Annotated in this window: 20 protein-coding genes; 18 read left to right on the top strand and 2 right to left on the bottom strand. The window is 46.5% G+C overall.

Features of this window, described 5'->3' with window-relative positions; all coding sequences use genetic code 11:
- Positions 1-97: 97 nt before the first annotated feature.
- The 4 genes from ACTVAI_RS04655 (at position 98) to ACTVAI_RS04640 (ending at position 4,432) form a co-directional block, all read left to right on the top strand.
- Positions 98-559, top strand: coding sequence for a CopY/TcrY family copper transport repressor (locus ACTVAI_RS04655; protein ID WP_443473930.1), 462 nt, complete (start codon positions 98-100; stop codon positions 557-559).
- Positions 556-3,009, top strand: a complete 2,454-nt coding sequence (locus ACTVAI_RS04650) for a heavy metal translocating P-type ATPase (RefSeq protein ID WP_443486008.1) — start codon at positions 556-558, stop codon at positions 3,007-3,009. Before ACTVAI_RS04655 ends, ACTVAI_RS04650 begins: the two co-directional genes overlap by 4 nt.
- A 16-nt stretch (positions 3,010-3,025) precedes the next feature.
- Entirely contained in the window at positions 3,026-3,235 is a 210-nt protein-coding gene (locus tag ACTVAI_RS04645) for a heavy-metal-associated domain-containing protein (RefSeq protein WP_443486007.1), read from the top strand.
- 408 nt (positions 3,236-3,643) lie between these two features.
- Positions 3,644-4,432 (top strand): 3D domain-containing protein, encoded by a 789-nt coding sequence (locus tag ACTVAI_RS04640; protein ID WP_443473933.1) that lies wholly within the window; start codon positions 3,644-3,646, stop codon positions 4,430-4,432.
- Between the two features lie 249 nt (positions 4,433-4,681).
- On the opposite strand, the gene ACTVAI_RS04635 is transcribed toward ACTVAI_RS04640, so the two are convergent.
- Together ACTVAI_RS04635 and ACTVAI_RS04630 are read right to left on the bottom strand one after the other, a co-directional pair.
- Positions 4,682-5,407: an RNA-guided endonuclease InsQ/TnpB family protein gene (locus ACTVAI_RS04635; protein ID WP_443486006.1), complete on the bottom strand. Its 726-nt coding sequence runs from the start codon at positions 5,405-5,407 to the stop codon at positions 4,682-4,684.
- Positions 5,310-5,636, bottom strand: a complete 327-nt coding sequence (locus ACTVAI_RS04630; protein WP_443486005.1) for a hypothetical protein — start codon at positions 5,634-5,636, stop codon at positions 5,310-5,312. The genes ACTVAI_RS04635 and ACTVAI_RS04630 overlap by 98 nt, the downstream gene beginning before the upstream one ends.
- Before the next feature lie 480 nt (positions 5,637-6,116).
- On the opposite strand from ACTVAI_RS04630, the gene ACTVAI_RS04625 reads away from it, so the two are divergent.
- From ACTVAI_RS04625 to ACTVAI_RS04560, 14 genes are all read left to right on the top strand, one after another.
- A complete protein-coding gene (locus ACTVAI_RS04625; protein ID WP_443486004.1) occupies positions 6,117-7,088 on the top strand; it encodes a biotin--[acetyl-CoA-carboxylase] ligase in 972 nt (323 codons plus the stop codon).
- Complete coding sequence (locus ACTVAI_RS04620) at positions 7,085-7,603, top strand: biotin transporter BioY (protein ID WP_443486003.1); 519 nt, start codon at positions 7,085-7,087, stop codon at positions 7,601-7,603. The genes ACTVAI_RS04625 and ACTVAI_RS04620 overlap by 4 nt, the downstream gene beginning before the upstream one ends.
- Positions 7,604-7,614: 11 nt before the next feature.
- The gene (locus ACTVAI_RS04615; RefSeq protein WP_443473936.1) at positions 7,615-8,199 is read left to right on the top strand and encodes an SOS response-associated peptidase; all 585 of its coding nucleotides are present in this window, start codon (positions 7,615-7,617) and stop codon (positions 8,197-8,199) included.
- A 394-nt stretch (positions 8,200-8,593) separates the two neighbouring features.
- A complete protein-coding gene (locus tag ACTVAI_RS04610; protein WP_443486002.1) occupies positions 8,594-9,580 on the top strand; it encodes an ABC transporter substrate binding protein in 987 nt (328 codons plus the stop codon).
- 361 nt (positions 9,581-9,941) lie between these two features.
- The gene (locus tag ACTVAI_RS04605; protein WP_443486125.1) at positions 9,942-10,910 is read left to right on the top strand and encodes an ABC transporter substrate binding protein; all 969 of its coding nucleotides are present in this window, start codon (positions 9,942-9,944) and stop codon (positions 10,908-10,910) included.
- Between the two features lie 114 nt (positions 10,911-11,024).
- Complete coding sequence (locus ACTVAI_RS04600) at positions 11,025-12,233, top strand: CapA family protein (RefSeq protein ID WP_443486001.1); 1,209 nt, start codon at positions 11,025-11,027, stop codon at positions 12,231-12,233.
- 550 nt (positions 12,234-12,783) lie between these two features.
- Positions 12,784-17,166 carry a Cna B-type domain-containing protein gene (locus tag ACTVAI_RS04595; RefSeq protein WP_443486000.1) on the top strand — a complete coding sequence of 1,461 codons (4,383 nt, stop codon included), beginning with the start codon at positions 12,784-12,786 and terminating at the stop codon, positions 17,164-17,166.
- A 102-nt stretch (positions 17,167-17,268) separates the two neighbouring features.
- A complete protein-coding gene (locus tag ACTVAI_RS04590) occupies positions 17,269-18,132 on the top strand; it encodes a class C sortase (protein WP_443485999.1) in 864 nt (287 codons plus the stop codon).
- Positions 18,129-19,175, top strand: a complete 1,047-nt coding sequence (locus ACTVAI_RS04585) for a class C sortase (RefSeq protein ID WP_443485998.1) — start codon at positions 18,129-18,131, stop codon at positions 19,173-19,175. Before ACTVAI_RS04590 ends, ACTVAI_RS04585 begins: the two co-directional genes overlap by 4 nt.
- A gap of 109 nt (positions 19,176-19,284) precedes the next feature.
- Positions 19,285-19,776 (top strand): hypothetical protein, encoded by a 492-nt coding sequence (locus ACTVAI_RS04580; protein WP_443485997.1) that lies wholly within the window; start codon positions 19,285-19,287, stop codon positions 19,774-19,776.
- A gap of 68 nt (positions 19,777-19,844) precedes the next feature.
- Positions 19,845-20,975 carry a PfkB family carbohydrate kinase gene (locus tag ACTVAI_RS04575; protein WP_443485996.1) on the top strand — a complete coding sequence of 377 codons (1,131 nt, stop codon included), beginning with the start codon at positions 19,845-19,847 and terminating at the stop codon, positions 20,973-20,975.
- An 85-nt stretch (positions 20,976-21,060) separates the two neighbouring features.
- Positions 21,061-21,471, top strand: a complete 411-nt coding sequence (locus tag ACTVAI_RS04570) for a universal stress protein (RefSeq protein ID WP_443485995.1) — start codon at positions 21,061-21,063, stop codon at positions 21,469-21,471.
- 142 nt (positions 21,472-21,613) lie between these two features.
- Positions 21,614-22,039, top strand: a complete 426-nt coding sequence (tnpA, locus tag ACTVAI_RS04565; RefSeq protein WP_443485994.1) for an IS200/IS605 family transposase — start codon at positions 21,614-21,616, stop codon at positions 22,037-22,039.
- A 37-nt stretch (positions 22,040-22,076) separates the two neighbouring features.
- A complete protein-coding gene (locus ACTVAI_RS04560) occupies positions 22,077-23,591 on the top strand; it encodes a hypothetical protein (RefSeq protein WP_443485993.1) in 1,515 nt (504 codons plus the stop codon).
- Positions 23,592-23,701: the final 110 nt, after the last annotated feature.

Below are 23,701 nucleotides of genomic sequence, written 5' to 3'. Positions count from 1 at the left end.
TTATATTCCTTTGCTTGACACCGTTCGATTACAAGTGTAAACTATTGGGTATAAACAAGTTTACACATGTAAACATAAAAGGGAAAGGATGCTTAATATGCAAACAGCACCAACACCTAAAATATCCGATGCTGAATGGGAAATCATGCGCGTCGTTTGGACCAATCAACCAGTGACCAGTCGGGAAATAACGCAAGTTTTAAGTGAAAAGATGGATTGGAAAGCAGCGACGATTAAAACTTTAATCGGGCGTTTGGTAGATAAAGGATTTGTTTCGACAGTAGCTGATGGCAAAAGATTTTTGTACTCTGCAGTGATTTCCGAAGAAGACAGCGTGCGTGAACTAACGAATACAGTGCTTGACCATGTCTGTGCAACAAAGGTCGGAAGCACCATCGCTGAATTAATCACAAATTCTTTATTAAGTAAAAATGACATAAAATTATTAGAAGAAGCACTTGCAGCTAAAGTAAATGACGCAGTCGATGTCATTCATTGTCAGTGCTTAAAAGGGCAGTGTAACTGTCACCATAACCACGAGGAGGGGCATGTTATATGAAACATGAATCATTATCAGTAGAAGGGATGTCTTGTGCGAGCTGCGCCCAAACTGTAGAAAAAGCCGCAAGTAAAGTGGCTGGTGTCAAAAATGCTTCCGTCAATCTAGCCACGGAAAAGCTTGATTTCGACACAGATAGCAATTTTGAAATTTCTAAAATAGAACAAGCTATTGCGGATGCGGGATATAAAGTGTTAAAACCCCTGCAAACAATGACCTTTGCTATTGAAGGGATGTCTTGCGCTAGTTGCGCACAAACGGTGGAAAATGCGACTTTAAAATTAGTAGGTGAAGGCAATGCTTCGGTGAACTTAGCTACCGAAAAAATGGTCGTTAATTATGATCCTGCATCAATCAGTATATCCGATATCACGAAAGCAGTTGCGGAGTCTGGTTACGAAGCGACCGAACAAGTGACATCCAATGAATCAGTAGATCTGGACCGCGAAAAGAAAGAAGCGCATATTAAAGAAATGTGGCGGAGATTTTGGATTTCGGCGGTATTCACAATTCCTTTGTTATATGTTTCGATGGGACATATGGTAGGGATGCCCCTTCCGTCTCTAATTGATCCCATGCATAACGCTTCAAATTTTGCTATCACACAATTGGTTCTAACCATCCCGGTAATGGTGCTGGGGGAAAAATTCTTTACGGGTGGTTTCCGAGCCCTTGCTAAAGGACATCCCAACATGGATTCCTTGGTTGCGTTAGGAACGAGTGCGGCTTTTATTTATAGCCTTTATGGAACATTTAAAATATTTATGGGCGAAACAAGTTTTGCCATGGAACTCTATTACGAATCAGCTGCAGTCATTTTAACTTTAATTACATTGGGAAAATATTTTGAAGCAGTATCGAAAGGTAAAACGTCAGAAGCGATTAAAAAATTGATGGGGCTTGCACCCAAGACAGCGCACGTCCTTCGTAATGATAAAGAAATCGAAATTCCAGTTGAGGCCGTTCAAGTTGATGATGTAATCGTCGTACGACCTGGTGAAAAATTACCTGTTGACGGGGTTGTGATCGAAGGCTTAACTGCCATAGATGAAGCAATGTTGACGGGAGAAAGTATGCCTGTTGAGAAGAAACCAGAGGATTCTGTCATTGGAGCGAGTATTAACAAGAATGGGACAATCCAATATCGCGCTACAAAAGTCGGGAAAGATACCGCCTTGGCGCAAATCATTAAGTTAGTCGAAGACGCGCAAGGTTCGAAAGCCCCAATTGCCAAATTAGCGGATAAAATTTCTGGAATCTTTGTTCCGATTGTTATTGTTTTAGCGGTTCTTTCCGGATTGGCCTGGTATTTCCTGGGACAAGAGTCATGGGTGTTCGCATTAACGATTACTATATCAGTGCTTGTTATTGCCTGTCCTTGTGCTTTGGGGTTGGCCACACCAACTGCTATTATGGTAGGAACAGGTAAAGGTGCTGAAAATGGCGTTTTGATAAAGAGTGGTGCTGCACTTGAAACGACCCATAGCATCCAAACGGTCGTCTTTGATAAAACTGGGACGATAACTGAAGGGAAACCGAAAGTAACAGATATTCTTGTAAATGAGATAGAAGAAAACGAATTGCTTCTTTTGGCGGCATCTGCTGAAAAAGGGTCTGAACATCCTTTGGGTGAAGCGATAGTAACAGCGGCTGAAGAAAAAGGGATGGTTTTATTGAAGGCCACCAATTTTGAAGCTTTACCGGGACACGGTATAAGTGTGGCAATTGAAGATAAAGCTCTACTGCTTGGAAATAAAAAACTAATGATGACCCATCATATTAATCTTTCTGAACTTGAAGAAGATTCAAATCGTTTAGCTGAAGAAGGTAAAACACCGATGTATATTGCCATGGATAACCGTTTGGTAGGGATTGTTGCAGTTGCAGATACGCTAAAAGAGAGCAGTGAAGCAGCCATTCGCAAACTCCAGAAAATGGGTATCGGAGTTGTCATGATGACTGGCGACAACAAACGGACTGCTGAAGCGATTGCTCGTCAAGTCGGCATCGATCGCGTACTAAGTGATGTGCTGCCGGAAGACAAAGCGAGTCAAGTTGAATTGTTACAAAAAGAAGGCAAAAAGGTAGCGATGGTTGGGGACGGTATTAATGACGCGCCGGCACTGGCACAAGCAGATATTGGAATCGCAATTGGAACAGGGACTGACGTGGCAATTGAATCGGCGGATATCGTATTGATGCATAGCGATTTAATGGATGTGCCAACGGCCATCGAGCTTAGTAAAGCAACCATCACCAATATAAGAGAAAACCTGTTTTGGGCTTTTGCCTATAATGTCTTGGGTATTCCAGTAGCAATGGGAATTCTCCATTTATTTGGTGGTCCGTTATTGAATCCGATGATTGCAGGTGCAGCGATGAGCTTTAGTTCTGTATCCGTTTTGTTAAATGCGTTAAGATTAAAGAGATTTAAACCATCAAATAGATAAAAGGGGAGAAAAATATATGAAACAAACAGTGTTAATAGAAGGAATGAAATGTGAAGGCTGCTCCAATACGGTTAGTCGCCTCTTTACAGCATTAGAAGGAGTGGACCGGGTTATCGTGGACCTCGAAGCTAAAATGGCCAATGTGGAAACAGAACGTGAAATTTCAAAGGAAGAGTACACAAAAGCTTTGTCCGAAACTAAATTCACAGTCGCCGAAATTCAATAATATTGCTTGCTGCTGACCATGTGTCAGCAGTTTTTTTGTGCCTGAAACATTAGAAGGGTATCGTATTAGCTATACAATTGACGGGTTATTAACAAATGTTTATTTGGTGAAGGTGTATATTGCACTATTTTCGTCCTTTTACACTTAAAAAAGCCTTATCATAATATTACAAAAAACAATTGTTTGTTGTAACATTCGTCACAATTGCCTTTTGTTTGTAATTAATGCTTACTTTTAATACAGAAGTGTTAAGGGGTATTAACAAAACGATGTTATTCCGCACAACCCTTTTTTTTCATGTTAGTATTACGAGGCTTAGAAGAAAAGACCCACTAAAGTCACTCGGTCAGAATCTACTGGACTCTTGCGGAAGATACGAGCAAGAAAAGAAAGGAAAGAAAATATAATATGAACTTTAAAAACAAATTATTTGTAGCAGGTGCATCAATCGCATTTTCAGGAATCTTGGCTTTTGCTAGCCCAACGGAAGCAAGTGCAGCAGAATGGAGCGCGCGTACAGCAAGCGAAATTAAAGAAGATATCCAAGAAAACGAAAACGGAAGTAAATATACTTTTGTATGGGGCGATACATTATCAGTGATCGCACAAGCAACAGAAATTTCATTAGACAAATTAGTAGAAGTTAACAATATTTCTAATGCAGACATGATTATCGTTGGAAATTCTATTCGTTTATCAGCTGACAATAAAGTTGTAACAGTTGGTGAAGGTACAGAACAAAAATCTTACGATGTAAGTTCTGAAGAAGAAGTTGTAGAAGTTGAAACACCAGTTGAGCATTACGAAGAAGTTGTAGAAGAAACAGCTCCAGTAGTGGAAACAGCTCCAGTGGAAGAAGTAGCTCCTGTAGAAGAAGTAGCTCCAGCTCAAGAAGCATCAACTGCTGGCTACCAAATTACAGTAGAAGCAACAGCTTACTCAACAAACCAACCGTCATTAAGTGATTTTACATATACAGGAATTAACCTACGTCAAAACCCTAACGTTGTTGCGGTTGACCCAAGTGTCATTCCTCTAGGATCTACAATTATCGTACCTGGTTACGGTACATTTATAGCAGGAGATACAGGTTCAGCTATCATCGGAAACCGTATCGATGTACATATTACAGACTTGAATGCAGCTCTTGCATTTGGTCGCCAAGGAATGACAATTACAGTTATTCCAGCATCATAATCCAAAATTTATTCCGGAAGCGAGAGCTTCCGGTTTTTTTTGTTTTGCGTTGAAGTTAATGAACACTCCCCCACTTAAATCCTGACGGATTTTGAAGTCGGGGTTTCTTTTTGTCTAAAGAGACGTTGCAGCGGGACTCGACAGTTGCCGAGAGGCTTCCCTTTGGGAAGTGGCTGTTTCTTCTCTCCACAAAAAGCAACGCAAACAGTTTTTACTGTTTGTGGGCGGTGACGCGCCATCTACTACTCCCTAACATGGTCGTAGATACTTTGTCTGTTCCGCGACTGCCCACGGCAGGAAGTTCCCGTACAGTGTCTTGCTGAGGATGTTCTTGGCTCCGTGAATGTCGCGGTGGCTGGTGTAGCCGCAGGCACAACGGACATTGCGACCGGTATGTTTCTTGCGGTTGTGGCAAACAGGACATGTTTGCGTACTGTAGGCTTCGTCCACCTTTTGGATGGCGATGCCGTTGGCTCTGGCTTTATACGTCAGGTAGCTCATCAGCTTGCCGAAGCTCCAATTGGACAGCTTTTGCGTCACTTTTTTTCGTTTCTTCCCTTTGGTGTTGCGTTCCACGCCTTCTACATCGCCAACGTAGACCGTCGAAACCTGCTGTGCGACGCACCAATCCACAAAGTTTTTGATTGTCTTATGCAGGGCATCCTGCAGCTGGCGGGCGCTCTTGGTGCGGACGAAGTTTTTGGCTTTTTGGTATTTCTTCCACTGGCGCGAGCCTTTCTTGCACTTCGACTGCAGCCGTTGCAGTTCAGCCAGCTTCTTGTTGCGCAATTGGTGGATACTGCGTGCCTTGCGTCCGCTAATCAGGACGGAAGAACCGTCTTCCGCAAAGGAAGCAATACTGTGGATTTCGCCCAAGTCAACAGAAGCCGCCTGCTGTTGCCCCAAGGGCGGATTTTCTATCCCATCGTCGTAAGTAACGGACAAATAATAATGGATGTCGTGGCATAGCTCCACTTCCTTGATGGTTTCGACAGGAATGCCGTCTAATCCGGATACCCGCAACTTCAGTGGCGGTTGTCTTTTGCCGTTGCGTCTTGCCTATCCACTTGCCGGTGGCAAGATGATGTGCCTTGGACTTCCGCAAGCACAGGTTCCACACTTCAGCGGAAGCTTTGTTGCAGGTATCCAATGCCGGTTTCAGCTTCGCTTGATTTCGAATCAACAATCGTTTTCCGTGGTACATAAACTTTCCTCCTTCTTTGATTATAAGGATATTATATAACATGCCTTCGTCTAAAGTAGATTTTCATTGACATAAATAGGAACTATCGTTCCCCATTGGGGAACCGAAATTCATCTCCCGCTTTCACTGGTGCCACGCACCGAAACGTTTAGAAGCGGGAGACTTCTTTCGGAACCCGTTAAATAAAATGCCAATTTGGCTTTATTAAACCATTTGGCCCAAAAATTCAGATTGAAATGGTCTGATAACGGTTAATTAAACCATTTGAAGCAAAAAAATAAAACGAAATGGTTTAATTCTCCATAATTAAACCATTTTAGTTAAAAATTAAGTCCCAAATGGTTTAATAGCTTCAACAAATCAGTTTGTCACATATACGCACAACGACAAAGTCGATTGTCAACCCATAAAAAAACAAGTTGACATGAAACGGTTAATTTTGTATGGTTAATACCACAAAGTAAAGAAACAGGTGATGAGATGTCTACGAAAGATGAAGTATTAGCTATTTTAGAACAAAGAAGAGTAGATAAAATATCCGGTCAAAAGATTGCGGATGAATTAGGCGTGAGTCGTACAGCAGTCTGGAAAGCCATTAATACCCTTAAAGCAGATGGGTATCTTATTAGTTCAACTACAAATGCTGGCTATAAATTGATTAATCCTTCCGATTCACTGAATACTGCAGCAATCAAGCCATTATTGGATCGAAAGCTGATTGTTGAAACGTACCAAACAATTGATTCTACCAATGCCGAAGCCAAACGTCGCTTAAACGACAATCCGCATGAAGATATCCTGATTTTGGCAGAGTCCCAAGAAAAAGGGCGGGGAAGACTTGGGCGGACATTTTATTCACCGTCCCGGAATGGCATCTATATGAGTCTGACATTGCACGATTTAAATCCGCAAAATGACGCAACCCTCGTAACTACGGCGGCAGCAGTGGCTGTTTGCCAAGCAATTGAAGAACTGACAGACTTAAAACCACAAATTAAATGGGTCAACGACATCTTTATCGATGGCAAAAAGATTTGCGGTATTCTGACTGAAGGGATTTTGAGTCTGGAGACCCAAACCATCCAATCAATCATTTTGGGTATCGGTCTGAATGTATTGGAAGATGAGAACCTACCGGCTGAACTACAACAAATAGTGGGGTCCTTGTTCAAAAAAGAGAGCCCGGTCAGCCGTAATCATTTAGCTGCCAGTATTATTAATCAATTTTTCCGCATCTATGAAACGATGGGAACGCGTGAATACTTGGATGAGTACCGCGAACGCTGTTTTGTTTTAGGCAGAAATGTTTCGTTCGTAAAAAATAATGAAACATACTCGGGCTTGGCCACAGGCATAGACGATACAGGTGCTCTGGAAATCCAACTGACTGATAATACCACCACAAAAATATCATATGGGGAAATAAGTATAAACTGGAGGAACGAATCATGACGCTTACCACACGTGAAATGACCAGAATCAGCATCATGGCTGCTTTAACTTTAGTCAGCAGTTTTATCTCTATTCCACTAGGTCCGGTGGCGATTACCTTACAAACACTATTTGTATTGCTTACGGGATTATTGTTCACGCCGAAACTGGCATTCTATACTCAGTTGTTAAATCTTATTCTGACCCTGTTAGTGCGAGGTCCGCAAATCGTTTTGGGTCCGAGCTTCGGTTTTTTAGTTGCTTTTATTGTTGTTGCGACCTTGATTGCGTGGTTAAAAGTGAACAAGAAGATACAAAGTGATACACTATTAGTGACTGTTGGAACAATTGTCAGCTACCTTATTGGCACACCGTACATGGCCTTTATTTTAAATGGTGTGATGGAATTAAACCTCAGCACAACGGAAGTGCTTTATTCCGGTATCATTATGTTTCTGCCGGGTGATGCACTAAAAGCCTTGCTTGCTGTTGTGGTCGTCAAAAGCGTCTCAAAAACCTTAGCTACTTATCCTTAGGAGGGTATATGATGTGTGGAAGATATGAACTGGATGCCACTAGAAAAGATTTATGGGAAAGATACCAAGTGACAGAATCAAAAGATGATTTCACAGCCCGCGAGGAAATATTTCCGACAAATATTTGTCCGGTTGTAATACCAGGACAAAGGATAGTCCAGTTGAAATGGGGTTTTACAGAAACATTCGCCAAAAGACCGCTCATTAACGCTCGCCAGGAAACTATACTGCAAAAACCTACTTTTCGTGAATCTTTTACGAGTGCCCGTTGCCTAGTTCCGGCTACTGCTTTTTTTGAATGGGAAAAAAAGGACGATACAAAAATCAAACGCCGTATCTCGATCAAAGGATTACCAATCTTTTCGTTAGCAGGCATTCGCAAGTCATATCCGCAATCTGATGGTTCTGTGCTTGAGACTTTTTCCATCCTTACAACCGATGCAACACCTTCTTTTTCTAAGATTCATGATCGTATGCCGGTTATCCTAAAACCGGAAAATGAAGCGTTGTATTTAAATCATGATGTTCCATCATCAGAAGTAAAATCACTTTTGACAACAGAGTCTCAGCTTAAACTGGAAGTTATTATCGATTAAACGAATCTCATTTAATTTTAACTTTGTAATTGACTTCTCATAAAAAGTGAGCTATGATTCAGGCATCATCAAAAAACAAAACAGTGAGGTTTTCACAATGACAAACAAAAATGCATGCCTAAACCAATCTAACTATTACTTTAGCTACTTTAGATAATGTTTGTACCCATTACCGGTGGATACAGACATAACAAACAATGTTTGTATCTATGGAGGCTAAAGTTAGTTTGCGTAAGCAACTGCCACATAGATGAAAATCTGAGTGGTGATTGCAAAAAAGGATGCATTTCTTTTTTACAATATGATTTTTATACCCCATTCAGATTATTACTATCTGGATGGGGTTTTATTTTTGTCAAATGTGTAAATAACACGACAACAGGAGGAAGTAAAAATGAATAAAAGTTGGTTAATCAAAGCAAGTTTATCGGTAGCAACGGCTCTAACATTGGTGGGTTGTGCTGAAGGTGAGACTGGAACGGGATCTTCAAATAACAATTCCGAGGAGGAAGTGAATTTAGGCATTTTGCAACTGATGGACCACGAGTCGTTAAATGCCTCACGTGAAGGATTCTTGGATGTGTTGGAAGAAGCAGGGTATGTGGAAGGCGAAAATTTAAACGTTGATTACCAGAATGCGCAATTGGACCAGTCTAATTTACAAACGATGTCTGAGCGATTATCAGGTAATAACGATTTGATTTTAGCTATCGCAACCCCAGCCGCAGTGTCGTTAGCGAACGTCGACCAGGAAACGCCAATTCTTTTTACTGCAATAACTGATCCTGTGGATGCGGATTTGGTGGCGAGTTTGGATGCTCCGGGTGGAAACTTATCGGGAACCACGGATGCTGGTCCAATCAAAGAACAAGTTGATTTATTAATGTCTGTGGCCAAAGATGCGACCCACATCGGGATTATCTACAACTCGAGTGAACCAAACTCGGTCATTCAAGGAGATGAAGCCACTGAGTTGTTAGAGGCGGCTGGGATGGAAGTGGTTTTGAAGACAGTTTCATCCACAAATGAAGTGCAACAGGCTATGGAGTCATTAGCAGGTGATGTTCAAGGTATTTATATTCCAACTGACAATACCTTGGCAAGTACAATGGGGACTGTAAAACAAGTTGCTGAAGCGAATCAATTACCAGTTGTGGCAGCATCTGCTGACCAAGTAGAAGCAGGTGGATTGGCAACTTATGGGATTGACTACTACGAATTAGGTCGTCAAACGGGCGAGATGGCATTGGAAATTATCGAAGATGGGGCTGATCCAGCAACAATGCCAGTCCAATCATCCAAAGCATTGAATTTGGTTGTTAATGAAGAAGTTGCGGAATCGTTGGGTATTGATCCAGAAACCATCACGCTTCCAGAATAATTAAAAATCTCATTGACTTTTAATCTAAAACCGTGTAACATACACTTATTAAATAAATGAATCGTGAGGGAATACAAAATGACACTACAGAAATCAATTCTTTTGCATACTAACTTTTTCTTTAGCTTCTTTAGATAGTGTTTGTAGACATCACTGATGGATACAAACACACAAACGTTGTTTGTATCTATGAGGCTAAAGTTAGTTCGCATGAGCAACTGCCCGTAGATGAAAATCTGAGTGGTGATTGCAAAAGGAATTAATTTCTTTTACATTTTGTATGTAGACCCATTCAGATTATTCGTTATCTGGATGGGTTTTTTGTATGTTTTTTTGAACCGCACATAATAAATAGGAGGAAATAAAAATGAAAAATTGGATGACTAAACTAGGCTTAACCATTGGAGCAGGACTATTGATGGCTGCATGTGGAAATGGTGAGACGGCGGGCGAGGAAGCAATCAACGTGGGTATTTTGCAATTGATGGATCATGAATCGCTGAATGCGTCGCGGGAAGGTTTCCTGGATGCATTGGAAGAAGCGGGTTATGTCGAGGGCGAAAACATTACAGTCGATTATCAAAATGCCCAAGGCGACCAATCCAACCTGCAGACCATGTCAGAGCGTTTGTCGGGTGAGAGTGATCTGATTTTGGCGATCGCGACGCCAGCCGCTGTCTCTTTGGCAAACATGGATGAAGAAACACCCATCCTTTTCACGGCCATAACCGACCCGGTGGATGCGGACTTGGTTGCGAGCCTGGATGCTCCGGGCAGTAATCTAACCGGAACAACGGATGCCGGTCCGATCGAAGAACAAGTCAAATTGTTGCTTTCGTTAATTCCAGAAGGAGGGAAAGTGGGAATCATCTATAATTCCAGCGAACCGAACTCGGTCATCCAGGGAGACCAAGCAACAGCAGTAATCGAAGCGGCCGGTTCAGAAGTCGTTTTGAAAACCGTGTCTTCCACAAATGAGGTTCAACAGGCGATGGAATCCTTGGCGGGCGACGTGGACGGAATCTACGTCCCGACAGACAACACACTTGCCAGCACCATGGCCACCGTTGCCGATGTTGCAAAGGCCAACAAAATCCCGGTCGTGACTGCCTTCTCCGAAAATGATTCTGTCAGCGGCTTGGCAACGTACGGTATCGATTACTATGAACTGGGTCGCCAGACAGGCGAGATGGCTCTTGAAATCCTGGAGAATGATGCAGATCCCGCATCCATGCCGGTTGAATCTTCCGACAACCTGAAATTGATCGTCAATGAGGAAATGGCTGAAGCAATCGGAATCGATCCCGCATCGATCGTTGTGCCCGAATAGTCGCAGCGGATGTTCGCTTCGCAATCCTGAACAAAAAGGCGGCCCCGGACCACTCTGGTTATTTTTGCACATTAGGATTATAATGGGGTGACGAAAACGATTTGGAGGAAAAAAATGAAGAAATGGATTAGCTTACTTTCTGTTTTAGCGTTATGGGGCTGTAACACAGAAAACCCATCAGATAAGAGCGAGCCACAAGAAACAGCAGAAAGCACAATGGAAAGCAGTTCCCAATCAGAAACCGTGGCTGAAGAAAGTGCTCCTGAACCGGAAGTACCGGAAGAGAAACGTATTTCTTTCGTCGGTGTAGGCGATAACTTGATTCATGACAATATCATCTGGGCCGCTGAGACACCGGAAGGCTCTTACGATTTTTCCCATATGTACGATAATATCGCGGCTGATGTGGAAAATGCCGATTTGGCTTTCCTGAACCAGGAAACGATTTTCGCGGGACCCGATTATCCTTATGCGGGTTATCCCTCCTTCAATACCCCGGAACAGTTGGGCCATAACATGGTGGATCTCGGTTTTGATTTGGTGAACGGTGCGACTAACCACACCCTGGACTTCGGTGCGGATGGGGCCACTTATGCCTTGAATTTTTGGGACCAGTTCGACGAAGTCCTTTATACCGGTGCATTCTTGACCGAAGAAGACAGCTATGTCATTCCGACAATTGAACGTGATGGGGTGACTTTCTCATTCCTCGCCTACACCTATGGCACGAACGGTATCGAGCCCGACACGGACTGGCGCATCAATTATTTCGATGAAGAAAAAATCCGTTACGACGTTGCCCAAGCCAAGGAAGTCAGTGACGTCGTGATTGTTTCCGCCCACTGGGGTGATGAGGATACAACCGAAGTGAACGAGTTCCAGCGCTACTATGGGCAACTGTTCGCGGATCTTGAGGTGGATGTCGTTATCGGGACTCACCCTCACGTTATCCAGCCGATCGAATGGTTGAAAGGTGAGAATGGCAATGACACATTGGTGGTTTGGTCTTTGGGGAACCTCCTCGCACATGCCCTGGCCGATAAAAACACACTCGGCGGTATGGTCTCTTTCGACTTCGTCGTAACGGAAGAAGGGACGACCATCGAAAATGTCCTTTTCCGTCCGACCGTTTCCCATTTCACCTACCATTACAATGATAACGGCCGTTTGAAGCGGAAGTTCAAGATTTATTACCTGGATGACTACACGGATGAGTTGGGAGCCGAGCATGGGCTGAACGAGTACGAAGGCATCGCGGTCTCGCCGGCTAATTACCAAGCCCAGGTCGATGCCGTCATCCCGAGCGAATATTTGATTCAATAGCAGTGAACATATGTATGCTTGTTTTGTTCATGAAATAACTAATTGAAAAACAACCTCTTCCTGAACCCTTGCTATTAAAGGATTCAGGGGGAGGTTGATTTTTTTATGGAAGAGGAAATAAGACAAACGAAAAAAAATGACGAATGTTTGTCAAAAATCTTGCGAATAGATGCCGGTACCGCTATAATGGTGGCGAGCAAAGATATATCTACCATAAATGTTTTCCAATTCCCCGGAGAACGATCGTTGCTCACCTACACAACCGGTAACAACACACACTTTTTCATCTCCTTTTTTCACACACACAGCAGGCCACCCGTTTTTCATGATGCCATAAACTGCCTTCATCTCTGTTCAATCGCCCCTACACAGGCAGCTTGAAGGGATGCTTCTTCACTTTATACCCCACACAAAGGAAACACACCCCATCCATAGGAGAAATCCATCCCTTTATGCTTATTTGTCTTGCGGAAATTTCCATAGCCACTTGTCAACAACTTTGGCAATTGTCTTTCCCGTATCCATGCATCAAGACGAAGGAGGAATGAAGATGGAAAATCGTATCCGATACCTGGACAAGGCGTTTGTTTGGCTGATGAGTATTGTCATGTTGGTACCGACCATCCTCGGTTTTGTCGGAAGCGTAACCAATTATGCAGAAGCATCGACCGGAAACGTTGTTGATTCAGTTCTATACGATGGCCCAGACGGCTCGGCAACCGTTCAAGCGTCATTGAACCCAGAAGGAACGCATGTGAATTGGACCGTGAACATGACCAAACATGCAATCGAGACCCCTACAGCAATGAAACTGGAGATTGATACGAATGGCGGCGGCCTTGGAGCCCCTTATGACATCAACACGAATTTGGCGGTCGCAAGCAAAGAAGGGATCGTTCAAATCCAAGGCAGCGGCCCTGCTTTGGAAGCGGAATCAAACACCATCACCTTCACGACCGATGTCACCGACACCAGCTTGAGCGAACTTTCCTTGCGGCTTTTGGCGGAAACGATGGGTGAGGATGTTTTTGGCAGCGTCACCATCCACACATCACCCTTGACACAAGTCTTTTCATTTGCCGCACCGGTTCCGATAGTGGAAGAACCAGCAGCAGTGGAAGAAGCCATCACCGAACCGCCTGCTCCTGTTGAAGAAACAGCGGAAGTGGTTGAAGCCGCGCCACCGCCAGTCGAGGAAGTGGTGGAAGAGGAGGCCCCTGAAGCCCCTGTTGTTGAAGATAAGGCGGAAGTCGAAGCGAGCCAGGACATGATCGCCCCGATGGCCTTGACCGAATATAATCCTGATAGCGGGACATTGGCTTTGGATGTCCAATTGACCGGATCTTCGATCAATACCCATACGGTACCGGTCCGATTGTGGACCTATGATGATTATGTCTACCTGGCTATCAAATCTACCCATCACCTGGATGGGGCGACATTGCGCGGTGAACCGTTGGAAATCTATATGGAACACGCGATTCTGGAACACATTGTCATCGATGGGACGGAATATGCGCCGGAAGAAGGTCTGCAAGGGAACACGAAGGATTCCCGTTTCACGATTTTCCGTATCTTGCGCTCCAGTCTGGGTGACTTCAACAATCCGGAGTATGCGTTCTATGTGGATGGTATCGGGAATGGGCATGATGTGGGCGGTACCTTCGTGGTCATCATCCCGATGGTCAAGGCGAACCTGACCAAGACCTGGAATGGTGGGCCGATGGAGCCGATTGAAATCGACCTGCTCAGAAACGATCTGGTGTATGAAACCTTTACATTACAACCAGAAGAGGGAACCAATACGGCGACCAAGAGTTGGGATGCACTCCCTTATACCGACGCCACCGGGGTTCCCTACATCTACGATGCCCAGGAACACGATCCGGGCGACGGTTACACGGTCGCATTCAGTTCCTCCTACGACAGTACGACCCTCACCTACACCTTTACCCTCGTAAACACCTACACTTCACCACTCATGGATATTCCGGTAGATAAAATATGGGACGATGCAGACAACCAGGACGGCAAACGTCCAGAGACCATTCTTGTCCAACTGCTTCAGGACGGGACCGAATACGGGGAGCCACTGGCCCTGACCGGACCGGAATGGACCAATACATTCGTGGATGTCCCGATGACGGACAATAACGGTGTCCCGTATGTCTACACCATTGAAGAGCTGACTTTCACGAACGGCTACACGGCGGAAATCGTCGCGGCCGAGGAGGGCGGCTTCACCATCACCAACAGTTACACACCTGAAACCACCAGTCTCTCCGGTTCGAAGATATGGGATGATGCCGACGATCAAGACGGCAAGCGTCCGGAATCGGTCATTGTGACGTTGTGGGCAGACGGGGAGGCAACAGCTCAGACTGACACAATCACTGCTCCGGATTGGGATTATGCCTTCACCGGCCTGCCGAAATACCGGGATCAAGGAATCGAAATCGTCTATACGGTGGTTGAATCCGCTGTTCCCGATTATGACGAGCCGGAGTATACGCAGACCGAATACGGTTATGACATCACCAACAGCTATACCCCGGAAACGATGGCGATTCCGGTAACCAAGTCCTGGAGCGACAATGATGACTATTGGGGACTGCGTCCAGCGGAAATAACGGTCAACTTGTACCAGGATGATCTTCTTTTCGACACGCTGACACTCACTGCCCTTGGGGATTGGGCCGGTACATTCGAGGGATTGCCCGTCTACCATGATCAAGGGACAGCACATGTGTACCGCGTCGAGGAAGTGCCGGTGGATAATTACGACAGCACCGTCGATGGTTACGACATCCACAACGAGCTGAAAGTGGGATCGCTGGAAATAACCAAAGTCGATAAATCCAATCCAATGGATCCGATTTTGTTGGACGGAGCCAAATTCCAGTTGCTGAATGACAAAGAAGAAGTTGTCGCCGAAGGAACGACCGTGGATGGCGTGTTGCTGTTGGATTACCTGCCGTATGGCACTTACACCTTGGTTGAAGTCGAAGCGCCGGATGGCTACCAATTACCCAACGGTACTTGGGAAATCACCATAGATGACGATGGTGAAAACGATCCGGATGTCAAAATCGAAATCGCCAACCGGATGATCCAGGTATTGCCGAACACGGGAGGTTCCGGAACCTTGCTGTTTACTGTCGTTGGCCTTTTCATGATGTTGGGTGCAGGTTTAACATTCAATCAATCTGGTAGCAACAGAAAGGGGAAAAATAAAATGAGCCGTTTATCCAAATTTATCGGGACGATCCTGATGGCGATGTTCGTCATGCTGGGGGCCCTGAAACCGATGACCGCTTCAGCTGTGGTCGAAAAACCGGAAGTCGCTGACCTGATTATCCATAAAATGCAATTCAATATGGAGGAGATACCCGGAATCGAAGACCATGACGGAACGGAATTGATGACGCCGCCAGGAAGCATGGGCTTGGACGGCATCACCTTCGATATCTATAAAGTGGCGGATGATGCAACGAGTACGGATACGCCTATGGGGGATCCGACCCGGTCCGGAACGACAGCAGGTGGCGGTCTCCTGACCTTCAACGATCTGCCGATGGGACGCTACTTGGTGGTTGAAAATACCGAAATGTTGCCGCACGGGGTCAACCACACCAGCCCGAGTTTCCTGGTGGATGTACCGATGACGAATCCGGATGGCGATGGCTGGCTGGATCCGGTCCATGTCTATCCGAAGAACCGTTTGATCCTGGCTACAGCCGACCTCTATAAATATTTCGAAGATCGGATGGCCAATCCTGATGTGACGGCCACATTCGGGCTTTACGATTCCGAGGATCATTTACTTGAAACGAAAACGGTTTCTTCCAACGATACAAGCGGCCGCATCATCTTCGACAATGGCGGCTTGGGGCTGGAAGTGGGAACCTACTACGTCCAGGAGATTTCGGTTGACGATCCTTACGGTCTGGATGCCACAAAGATTCCATTCACCGTAACCAATGGGGATCACGACGCTGACTTGACCGACGAATTGGTAACCATCCACTTGATGGCGGAAGACACGTTCGACAACTACATCATCACCGTTCCAGAAAAAATCAATACCGATGACGACGATGACGATTACTCTGCCGATTGGGGTGAAATCGTGAACTGGAACATCGATATCCGTATTCCGGCGAACATCGAAGACTATGAAATGTTCACATTCACCGATGAACTCGATTCCCGACTCGATTATGCCGGCGGATTCGAAATCCTGGTAGACGGTGTTCCGGTCGAGGGATTGGCTGATGTGACTCAACCTGCCATGACCGGCGGCGGAACACTGATCGTCGATTTCTACATCGGTGAACTGGCAAAATACGCTGGGGATGATTTGACGATTTCCTTTGACACGAAAATCAATGAAACGGCGCTGATGGGCGAGGAAATACCGAACAACTTCACCTTTGATTTCGATAACGGCTCTCAAATCGGGTCCAAGACGATGGAAATGCCTCCTTACACACAAACCGGTGGTGCGATGTTCGATAAAACATCAAGCGACACGGCAGTCACCGATTTGAGCGGGGCCGAATTCTGGGTTTACCGCATGAACGCAGAAACGAAAGAATACCTCCAAACAGACCGCTCGTGGAGTGCAGCGAATGCCGATCCGATGGAACTCGTGTCCGCTGCGGACGGAACTTTCGAAATAATGGGCTTGTCATTCGGAACATACTACCTGGAAGAACGTGTCGCCCTGCCGGGACACATGCTGCCGGGAACGGATTTCGAATTTGAAGTAAGTGCTGAAACGTACCATGGCGCACACGAATACGACGTTCTGAATAAACCGCAAATCAGACTACCGGAAACAGGCGGGATGGGTACGATCGCCTTTACACTTGCCGGACTCGGGTTGATGGCGGGAGCCGTCAAATTGTACAGGAAAGAAGGAAAAGAATAACAATTACAGGTGACAGATGAAGCGATTCATCTGTTCACCAAAGGGGCTATCTGGATAGCCCCTTTGGTGAACAGTCTCCCGGATGATGAATGAGGTGAGGAAATGAACAAACAGGCCCGCAAGAAATGGTTGCTTGGTTTAGTGTTCCTGGTAGGGTTGGGTATTTTCCTCTATCCCAACTTGAGTCAAATATACGCACAGATTTCCCAATACCAGATCATTTCCCAGTATAAACGCCAACAAGAAGAAATGGACGAGAAACTGAAAAACATCGAACTGGAAAAGCTGAATGACTACAATGAATCGTTGATGGAAAATGATATCACGTACGTTGACCCGTTTGAGGAAAACGAATTGCGGGCGGCAAGCCAGACGCCCGCCATCGATCAAAGGCTAGGGGAAACACTCGGTTACATCGCCATCCCGAAAATCGGGATCAATATCCCGATCTACCGGGGAACCACCGATTATATCCTGCAAAGGGGAATCGGGTTGCTGGAAAAGAGTTCCATGCCAGTAGGTGGCGAGGGAACCCATGCGGCCCTGACGGGCCACCGGGGTCTTCCGCAATCCAAATTATTCACGGACCTGGATGAAATGGCGGTCGGGGACATTTTTTACATCCATTCCGTGGCAGGGACACTGGCTTATGAAGTTGAAAAAGTGCAGACCGTTTTGCCGCATGAAACGGAATCTTTGAAAATTCAGGCCGGAAAAGATTTGGTAACCCTCATCACCTGTACCCCGTACATGATCAACACGCACCGCATCCTGGTGACCGGGGCGCGTGTGCCCTTTGTCCCCGCGCAAGAAGCGGAACCCCTGATGCCATCCGAACGTATTTTCACCACCGTGGAAGAAAATAAACCGATCGCCACCGTCATCGCGGCAGTCGTCTTGTCGCTGGTGTTGCTTGGAACCGTCATGTATTTGAAAACCAGGAAAAAGGCAGGTGGAAAGTCATGAAAAAGAACATTTACCTCATCCTGTTCATGGTAGGGGTCCTTATCATTGGCGTTCCCCAGTTACGCATATTCCTCAATGAAATGAAGATGGCGGAACAACTGCAGGCCTATGAGGAGAGGGTGGAGGTATATCCGGTTCAGGACCTCCACGTTTATACCGAGCAATTGGAAGCAGTCAATCAGCCTGATGCACCGAGCGAAACAACGACAGAGGGAAATCCGCCTCAAGAAGATGCAGGGAGTACAGATATAACCGATCCTTTTACGGTGGATGTGGCACCAGACGAATATCCTGTGACATCCGAGCTTTTTCCGGACGGTGTGATCGGCTATATCACGATACCGAAAATAGGTGAACAACTGTCTTTGTTTAATGGCGCCACCAATTACCATCTCTCTTTGGGGGCTGCGACGGTGTCCGGCACCTCACTTCCCGTGGGTGGGGAGAGTACCCATGCGGTCATCTCAGCCCACCGTGGCTATGCCGGTGCCAATTATTTCCGGTTCATCGACTTGCTTGTGCCAGGGGATAAAATCTTGGTTACCGTTTTGGACAAAGTGCTCACCTATGAAGTGACCGGCAGTCAAATTGTCGAAGCTAATGATGCCTCCAGCCTGGGGATAGAGCAGGGAAAGGATTTGCTGACACTGCTTTCCTGTCATCCTTACATGATCAATGACAAGCGGATATTGATTCATTCGAAACGTGTGGAAACGACCGAAATCCCTACCGTCATTGCATCGGCCCCCAATACGGGTCAGGCCAATGCCGAAGCACGCTCCCATACACCTGAATCGTCCGTGGTCCTGGCAGAAACAGAGCCCGAATCTGAAGGGATCCAGGCTTCCGACACTACCGCAGCAACCTCCCCGACCCAAGTAGTCCGGTCTCTGGTTTCGGTAACATTTAAATTCAACCATGCAACCCTGACCGGGGCGGTGAAAAGAAATGTCATCCTTAATCGCTTGATCGTATTGCTCAGCTTGGTTTCGTTGGGAGGTGCCATGATCCTCCTCGTCCGCAACATCATCAAAAAAGGTTAAAAATGAGAAACATATGCTTATTTCTTAAACAATTGACAGTCATTCTGTTTACTAAAAAATGAAACTCATGTAAAATAATTGTAAAGAGAAATAAGAAGCGGGTGAGAGTATGAATGCAGGAAAGATCCAAGCGTTGGGACACAAGGCATTGGCGTTGCATGAATCAGGGAAATTCGAATCTGCGGAAAAACTATTCCTCGAAGCTTTATATTTATTGGATGAAAAAGAAAACGAACTGTATCAGATGATTGTTTATGGACTGGGAATCAACTATGCCAAACAGGGAAATTACGAAGGTGCCAAGGGCTGTTTCGAAGAGGGCCGGTTGAATGCTCAAAAAGCGAATAATATTCCTCATGAATTGGAAATGCACCATCAACTTGTTGTGATTACCCGTGAATCAGCGGATTTCGAGGCAGCTGAAGTCCTGAGTGAAGAGGAAATCCGTTTTCGCAAGAAGCAAGCTCCCGATGATTTTGAAGGCTTGGCTGCCGCGTATTACGAAGCGGCTAGAATATACAAATTATCAGGAAAGAACAGCCATTTTGAAAAAGCGATAAAAGAAGCACACTTCTATGCTGAAAAAACAAGGCGGGGGTAAGTTTTTTCAGACCGTGTGAAAGATTGGATGGGACCAATCCTGAAGTTTGTTGAGAAGGGGAATGACGTATGGCGTTAAATGAGAAAGAATCCAGAGTGTTTGCATATATTAAGGAAGATCCATTTATTTCCCAACAGGCGTTGGCGGATAAGATTGGTTTATCGCGACCTGCTGTGGCGAATATCATATCGGGTTTGGTCAAGAGAGGGTACTTATTGGGAAAGGCCTATGTGGTCAATGAAACACGGCCTATCGTTTGCATTGGTGCGGCAGCGATCGACAGAAGGTTTTTCATCCAGGATGAATTGATCAAACGGGCATCAAAAAACGTGACATCCGAAACCACTTGCGGCGGGGTGGCTTTGAGCATTGCGGAAAACCTGGGCAGGTTACAAGAGGACGTCGTATTGTTGAGCTTGGTGGGTGATGACCGCGAAGCGGAAGCGATAAAGGATTTCATGCGTCCATTTGCCAAGGTGAACGAAATCGAGACGATTCCAGGTCAAGCAACTGGGGCGTATACGGAAGTGGTCAATGGTGATGGTGAAGTTTCGTTGGCGCTATCGGAAATGGATATCTACGATAAAATGACGCCGAATTGGCTGATCAAGCGTCTCTCCTTGTTGAAACAGGCGAAGGCCATTGTCATCGACACCAACTTACCCAAGAACACCACCGAAGCTGTCATCGATTTCGCCATGAAGAATAAAACACCGCTCTCGCTTGTGACGGCATCCGTTTTGAAAACACATAATATTCCGGATGATTTGAGGGGTGTCCATTTATTTGTGACGAGTCGGGAAGATGCCGAGATATTCTTTGATATGAAGATTGATACCGATGAGCAAGTGGTCGAGGCCATTCACCGCTTTTTGGATATGGGTGTGGAACATGTCATCATTTCCGACCGCAGCCGCAGCATCGATTACGGAAGCAATAAGCACGGCTTGATCCGGTTCGACCTTGACAACAAGGAGTCGAAACATTATGTCTGGGGAACGCATGAAGCCCTGATTTCGGGAATCGTCTACCGCTATCTTCACACCAAGAACTTGGTGGATGTGTTGACTACAGGAATTGTCAATGCGGCAATGACAGCTGCTTCCATCAAGAAAGTTCGGGAGGACTTGAACCAGGCTACCCTTGAGAAAGACATCAAGGCATTTGGTGAAATTGAATTCAAAAAATTGGAACCATAATTCCTTTCACTTTCGGCAATTTTCTTGTACAATATCAGTGTAGGAAGCGTTTCCATTTTGGTTCTTGGAAGGAGATTGATTTATCATGGTCCGTAATTATAAGAATATCATGGTTCCCGTTGATGGCTCCGAGCCATCCATTCAAGCCTTCAAAAAGGCCGTCCATATTGCCAAGCGGAATGGTGCAAATCTATACTTGGTGACGGTCGTTGATAAAGTGGACAATCCAGAAGAAGCGGAACAAATCGAACGTGATCGCGAAGGTTTCTTTGCAGCCTTGGAAGCTTATGCCAAACATGAAAATCAACACGTGGAAAGAAAGGTCAAATTCGGCAATGCCAAGAAATTGATTGCGGAAGAACTCGTCAAGGATTGGAATATTGACTTGATCATCATGGGCGCAACCGGAAAAGGGAATATTGCCAAAATGGTGCTTGGCTCCATCACAAAACATGTGACCAAACACGCCCGTTGCGATGTCTTGATTGCACGCTGATCCTTATAATGAATCACCCCTCCACGCCATGTGAACGGCTGTGGAGGGGTGATTTTTCATTTTACCAAATAGCGTCGTAAAGCCCCTTGCTTTAGCTATGGGGATATAAGATGTGCTTTTAGGTGTATTATAAAGGCAGATGATGTATAATACGCATAGGGAAAATAAAAACTACAAATCAAACAATAACATCACTTATTCTTGCACCTATCATGTGGTCTGGTGTCCAAAGTATCGGCGAAAGGTCCTTGTCGGACCAATAGCGGCACGCTTAAAGGAGCTGATTGAGGAAACGTGTGTTGCCTTATCCGTCGAAATTCTTGAAATGGAAATCATGCCGGACCACGTGCACCTCCTTTTGGACGTGGACCCGCAATTCGGGGTCCACAAAGCAGTGAAGCGCATCAAAGGGGCATCTTCCCGCGTGCTCAGACAGGAATTTAAGGAATTAACGACAAAATTGCCAACCCTTTGGACGAACAGCTGCTTCGTTTCCACCGTGGGTGGCGCACCACTCGAAACGATTAAACAATACATCCAAAGCCAAAAGACCTCACAACGCCAGTAAGCACGAAAACCAAGCCCATCAGAAAGGAGGGACACCCATGGCAAGAAGCAAAACACCCTCGTTCGTGGTAGAGCTACGGCTTGTCACGCACCAAAACGAGCAAGCCGTCTTGGACAAGCGGTTCACCATCGCGGAACGCCTCTACAACAAGGTCCTGCACCATGCGCGGACACAACTGACTGAACTGTACAAGAACCGCCGCTACCAAGCGGTGTTGGCCGAGCGCCGCCAAGCCATCCAAGCGAAGGACAAGAAGCGCGAGACGGCGTGCAACAAGGAGCTTCGGGACATCCAAAAGATGTTTGGTCTAACGGAGTACGCACTCCACTCCCGTATCGGTCGGATGCGTCCTGCCTATGAGAAGCACATCGACAGCTTCACCGCCCAAAAAATCGCTTCTACGGTCTGGGTCAGCGTGTCCTCCCTCCTGTATGGCAAGGGCAGGCAGGTCCGTTTCAAGAAATTCGGCCAATTGGACTCCGTGGAGGGCAAAACGAACGGCTCCGGCATCCGCTTCAAGGGCGACCGTGTGGAATGGAACAAGCTGGTCCTGCCCGTCAAAATACGGGAGAACGACCTGTTCGTACAGGAATCCCTCGCCCTGCATCGGGTGAAGTACTGCCGCCTCGTGCGTCGGGCCTTCAAGGGCGGCAACCGCTACTTCCTGCAATTGGTCCTGGAAGGCACACCGCCGGTGAAACGCAACAACGACACCGGCATGCCCCGCCGCCAGCCCGCACCGGATGCGCAAGCGGGCGTGGACATCGGCACCTCCACCGTTGCGGTGGCGGGAGTGGACGGCGTCCTCCTGAAGGAACTGTTCCCGGAAGCACGGTCCTACGACCGCGCCATCCGCCTGCTGCAACGTAAGCTCGACCGCAGCCGGCGGGCAACCAACCCCGCCAACTTCAACCCGGACGGCACCGCCAAGCGCGGGGTCAAACTGACCTGGGTGCGCAGCAACAACTACCTGAAAAACCTGTTCCGATTGAAAGACCTCTACCGCAAGCGGGCGGCGGCATTGAAGATGGCGCACAACAAGACCGCCAACGCCATCCTGGCGATGGGCAATCGGGTCTATGTGGAACGGATGGATTTCCGGGCGCTGATGAAGCGCGCCAAGGAGACCACCGTCAACAAGGACGGGCGCATGAACCCTAAAAAACGCTACGGCACCTCCATCGGCTACCATGCCCCCGGCATGCTGGTCGCCATCCTGAAACAAAAAGCCCCCCAAGAAGGGGGCGCCGTGCACGAAGTGGACACCGTCACCTTCCGTGCCAGCCAATACAACCATGTCGCTGACACCTATATCAAGAAGACCCGCGCCGAACGCACGACCCTCGTGGGTGGACGACGGGTCCAGCGGGACCTGTACAGTGCGTTCCTGCTCCGGAACAGCCAGCCATCCCTGAAAGAAACCGACCGAGCCGGCTGCATCGCCACCTTCGCCACCTTCCTGACGCACCACGACACCTGCATCCAGACACTCCGCCAAGCAACAACACGCCAGTCCCGCAACTTCGGGCTGCCGGACTTCCAGTTTGCATAGCAACTAAAAGACCGAAACAACCAACAGGTTCAGCTGCGAGCCTTCAACGCCAATGGTGCCACCGGGTGCCTTGTTGAGAAAGTCCACGGGCTTTTGGGGATAGAACGGGA

Source organism: Jeotgalibaca sp. A127 (assembly GCF_052266745.1).
In the GTDB taxonomy this organism is placed as follows: Bacteria; Bacillota; Bacilli; order Lactobacillales; family Aerococcaceae; genus Jeotgalibaca.
The sequence above is the reverse complement of the archived record's forward strand: the minus strand, read 5'-3'. Positions and strand labels throughout refer to the sequence as shown.

Coding starts and splice junctions, on each gene's coding strand:
- ACTVAI_RS04595 (WP_443486000.1), top strand. CDS start 12,784: ATGGAAAATCGTATCCGATACCTGGACAAGGCGTTTGTTTGGCTGATG.
- ACTVAI_RS04570 (WP_443485995.1), top strand. CDS start 21,061: ATGGTCCGTAATTATAAGAATATCATGGTTCCCGTTGATGGCTCCGAG.
- ACTVAI_RS04580 (WP_443485997.1), top strand. CDS start 19,285: ATGAATGCAGGAAAGATCCAAGCGTTGGGACACAAGGCATTGGCGTTG.
- ACTVAI_RS04620 (WP_443486003.1), top strand. CDS start 7,085: ATGACGCTTACCACACGTGAAATGACCAGAATCAGCATCATGGCTGCT.
- ACTVAI_RS04585 (WP_443485998.1), top strand. CDS start 18,129: ATGAAAAAGAACATTTACCTCATCCTGTTCATGGTAGGGGTCCTTATC.
- ACTVAI_RS04630 (WP_443486005.1), bottom strand. CDS start 5,636: ATGTACCACGGAAAACGATTGTTGATTCGAAATCAAGCGAAGCTGAAA.
- ACTVAI_RS04645 (WP_443486007.1), top strand. CDS start 3,026: ATGAAACAAACAGTGTTAATAGAAGGAATGAAATGTGAAGGCTGCTCC.
- ACTVAI_RS04655 (WP_443473930.1), top strand. CDS start 98: ATGCAAACAGCACCAACACCTAAAATATCCGATGCTGAATGGGAAATC.
- ACTVAI_RS04600 (WP_443486001.1), top strand. CDS start 11,025: ATGAAGAAATGGATTAGCTTACTTTCTGTTTTAGCGTTATGGGGCTGT.
- ACTVAI_RS04640 (WP_443473933.1), top strand. CDS start 3,644: ATGAACTTTAAAAACAAATTATTTGTAGCAGGTGCATCAATCGCATTT.
- ACTVAI_RS04575 (WP_443485996.1), top strand. CDS start 19,845: ATGGCGTTAAATGAGAAAGAATCCAGAGTGTTTGCATATATTAAGGAA.
- ACTVAI_RS04615 (WP_443473936.1), top strand. CDS start 7,615: ATGTGTGGAAGATATGAACTGGATGCCACTAGAAAAGATTTATGGGAA.
- ACTVAI_RS04625 (WP_443486004.1), top strand. CDS start 6,117: ATGTCTACGAAAGATGAAGTATTAGCTATTTTAGAACAAAGAAGAGTA.
- tnpA (WP_443485994.1), top strand. CDS start 21,614: ATGTATAATACGCATAGGGAAAATAAAAACTACAAATCAAACAATAAC.
- ACTVAI_RS04650 (WP_443486008.1), top strand. CDS start 556: ATGAAACATGAATCATTATCAGTAGAAGGGATGTCTTGTGCGAGCTGC.
- ACTVAI_RS04610 (WP_443486002.1), top strand. CDS start 8,594: ATGAATAAAAGTTGGTTAATCAAAGCAAGTTTATCGGTAGCAACGGCT.
- ACTVAI_RS04590 (WP_443485999.1), top strand. CDS start 17,269: ATGAACAAACAGGCCCGCAAGAAATGGTTGCTTGGTTTAGTGTTCCTG.
- ACTVAI_RS04560 (WP_443485993.1), top strand. CDS start 22,077: ATGGCAAGAAGCAAAACACCCTCGTTCGTGGTAGAGCTACGGCTTGTC.